We start from the raw sequence: 3,157 nt of genomic DNA, 5'->3' as shown, positions 1-3,157 counted from the left end.
CGAATCCGCCTGGCGCTGCGCCTGTCCAGTGAGGATGGCTTGGGCGTCTGCGATGCTGATCCCCTGGCGCTCCGCGTAGATTGATGCTTTCTTGCGGATCAGCTCGCCTTCTTCTTCGTGCAGCTGCCGGTTGTACATGTTCGCAACCGCCGCCCCGCCGGCTCCGCTCACGCCTCCCGCCAGCCCCCCTGCCGCTGCCGCCACCGTATTCAGAATCAACCGCTCGGCCGTCTCCCGCAGTTCCGGCGGGAGGTCGGCCACCGCGCGATTGATCTGCTCGCGCACGGCGCTCGCGGCCACGTCACCCGCCACCGTACCGGCGATCGCGCCCGCCACGTTGCCCCCACCCAGCGCGGCAGCGGCGCCAGCCACGCCGGCGTGCAGCGCGATGCTGCCGATCTTTCCTTCGCCCCAGGTCTCCGGATCCTGCTTCGCCAGGTCCTTCAGCGCGTCACCCGCGATCTGCATTCCCAGCTGACCCAGCGCCTGCTGGAATTCCAGCTTTTCCCGGACCTTGTCCTTGTCGAAGATCTTGCCGATGCTGCCATTCGCGCCAGCCGTGTCGCGGCTCAGACCTGCCGTGCTATCGCGGCCGTTGAGCGCGTCCGCGCGGACCTCGATCTGGCCTTCCGCCACCGCGGTCCGCGTCGTGCCCGAGGCGCTGCCGCTAGTGCTGGCGAAGCTCAGGCCGGACGGCGATCCGCCCACCGCGTCGCCCTTGTTTTTCTTGTCGAAGGCGCCCGACATGCCCAGGTTGATGCCGGTGGTGGTGGACGAGTAGGCGGCTTCGTTCTTGATATCGCTGAAACCCAGCGTCTCGGTCGACAGACGGTTCCTGGCAGCCGGCGCTTCGCTGGCGATCACCGCGCCGTTCAGTTGCGTGTGCCTGCCTACGTTGATATCGAACCCTTGCGCGCCCGCGTACAACCCCGTCTGCTCGATGACACTGTCGAAGTTCGACTTGGTCTTGTTCTGGCTCGCGCCGATGTAGGCGTTGCCGGTCATCGACCCAAAGCTGAAACTGCCGCCGGCATTGACCTGCGTTTGCCTGGACGTGTAGCGATCGCTGTCCTGCTGGCTGGAGAGAGCCAGGTCGCGGCCGATGTCGGCGCGGATCTGGTCCGCGCGCGCCTGCGCGCCTTCGATCAATGTGTCGCGGCCCGAGATCAGCATCAATTCGTCGCGCGCGCTGACCTGGGTCTCGCGGTGGGTCGTGCCGTTGCCCCTGGCCTTGCCGTTGCCCAGGTAGGCGTTGGCGAAGACGTTGATGCCCACGCCGCTGCCGCCCTCGTTCGCGCCAATGCCCACGCCCAGCTTCCAGCCGCTGCTCTTGTTCTTGGAGATTTCGGTGGCCTGTTCCGCCTGGCCTTGCAGCAGCAGATCGCTGCTGGCCGCCAGCAGCACGTTCTTGCCGACGATGTCGCTGCCAACCACGGACAGCCTGCCCGAGTCCGGCGCGCCCTGTTCGCCCAGCGCCACGATGGCGACCTTGCCTCCAGCCATCACCGAGGCCCCGAATGCGGTTTCCTGCGTGCGTCGGGTTTCGCTGACGGACTTGTTGGAACCGATACTGATCTGGAGCTGCGCGCTGGCCTGCTCCTTGGTGGCCGCGGTCGCGTCCTCCGCCCTGGCCGCTTCCATGTAGCGGTTGGCCTGCACGGCCTGGTAGGCCGCCTGGCCGACCTTGACGGCCGCCAGACGGCTGTCCTTGGCCTCGGCTGCCTGCATCAGCGTGCCCTGGATCTGCTGGGCCGCGCCCAGCACGCCTCCCCCGCCTATGCCGATGGTCAGGCTCGATTGCTTGACCGCGTGATATTCCTGCTGCCGCGCCTGTCCCAGGCCCGCGACGATGTCGACGTCGCGGCCGACAACGGAAATATTGCCGTCCTGGGCCAGCAGACTGCTGGCCATGACGCCGACATCACGGCCGGCGTCCAGGTAGAGGTTCCCGGCCGTGCTGCCCACCGTGCTGCCCGCGTAGCCGCCACTGACGCCCTTGATCCAGTCGGTACGCTCCTGCTTGTTGTAGCCGATGCTCAAGCCCCCGCCTGCGCCTATGCCGGACTTCTTGACCTTCTCGTACTGGTAGCTCGTGTAGGTTTCTTCCGCGGCCAGCACCTGAATGTCGCGGCCGGTGGCAACTCGCAAGTCCTGCTCGGCGATCAGGTTGGACCCCAGCAGCGTCACGTCCCGCCCCGCCGAGACGACGGCAACGCCGCCCGAGAAGGTGGATGCCACGGCTCGCGTCTGATCAGATGAACTGATGGTGTGGGTGGTCTTGGACGACAGCAAACCCCGCTTCTTGCTATAGCTCTCGTCATAGGCATAGGCCGTTTCCAAGCCTGCCGTGAGGTTGACGTCGCGCCCGGCGCCCACGACCAGTTGCTGGTCCGCCGTGACGTTCGCCGCCCGCGCGTTGATGTCCTGGCCGACGACCAGCGTCAGGTTGCCGCCGGCGGCGATGTCGGCGCCGATATCCCGGCTGCTGCGGGTTTCATGACGATTGCGCGAGCCGCGCGCGATGCGATCGCCGTGGCTTTCGGTGAGCGTATCCAGGGCGATGTCCCGCCCGGCTTGCAGGCGCGCATCGTCCTTGACCGCCACTTGCGCGGCGGTCAGCGTCAGATCGCGGCCGGCCTGCATGGAGAGGCTGCCGGCATCCACGCGCGCCACGCCGGTCAGGTACGCCCCCCAGCTGCTGCCGTAATTCTCCGACGCCGAGGTCGACGTCAGCGCGATATCGCGTCCGGCGCTCAAGACGACCTTGCCGCCCTTGATCGACGAGACCAGATTGCTCAGATCCTCGCGCGCGGCCAGGTTAACGCTGCCGCCCTGAATAGCGCCGCCGGCCTGGTTGACGATATTGCCGGCGGTGATGACCGTGGCCTCGCGCGCGCCGATGGTGCCGCTGTTGGTCGCATTGCCGTCCACGGCAATATTGACACTGCGGCCCGCCAGCAGCGTGCCGTCGCCCTTCAGGTCGCCCGCGCGCACCAGCAGATAGACCTGCGGAACCAGCACGGTTTCGGTGGTGCCGTCGGGCAGGGTCACGGTCTGTTCGACCAGCCAGACCAGGTCAGTGGTCAGCTGGCGCTGCTGTGCTTCGGTCAGCGCGACGCCGAGCTTGATGCCGTTGTCCTGCGCGAACTTGGCGCCG

The 3,157-nt window shown here is 67.2% G+C and carries 1 protein-coding gene; it reads right to left on the bottom strand.

Annotated features, from left to right (window positions below):
- A partial coding sequence (locus tag ACEU5R_RS31840; protein WP_392413888.1) for a hemagglutinin repeat-containing protein occupies positions 1 to 3,157 on the bottom strand: 3,157 nt, incomplete at both ends.

It is taken from the genome of Achromobacter sp. 413638 (assembly GCF_043119405.1).
Lineage (GTDB): Bacteria > Pseudomonadota > Gammaproteobacteria > Burkholderiales > Burkholderiaceae_B > Achromobacter.
This window is presented reverse-complemented; position numbering and strand designations above follow the sequence as displayed.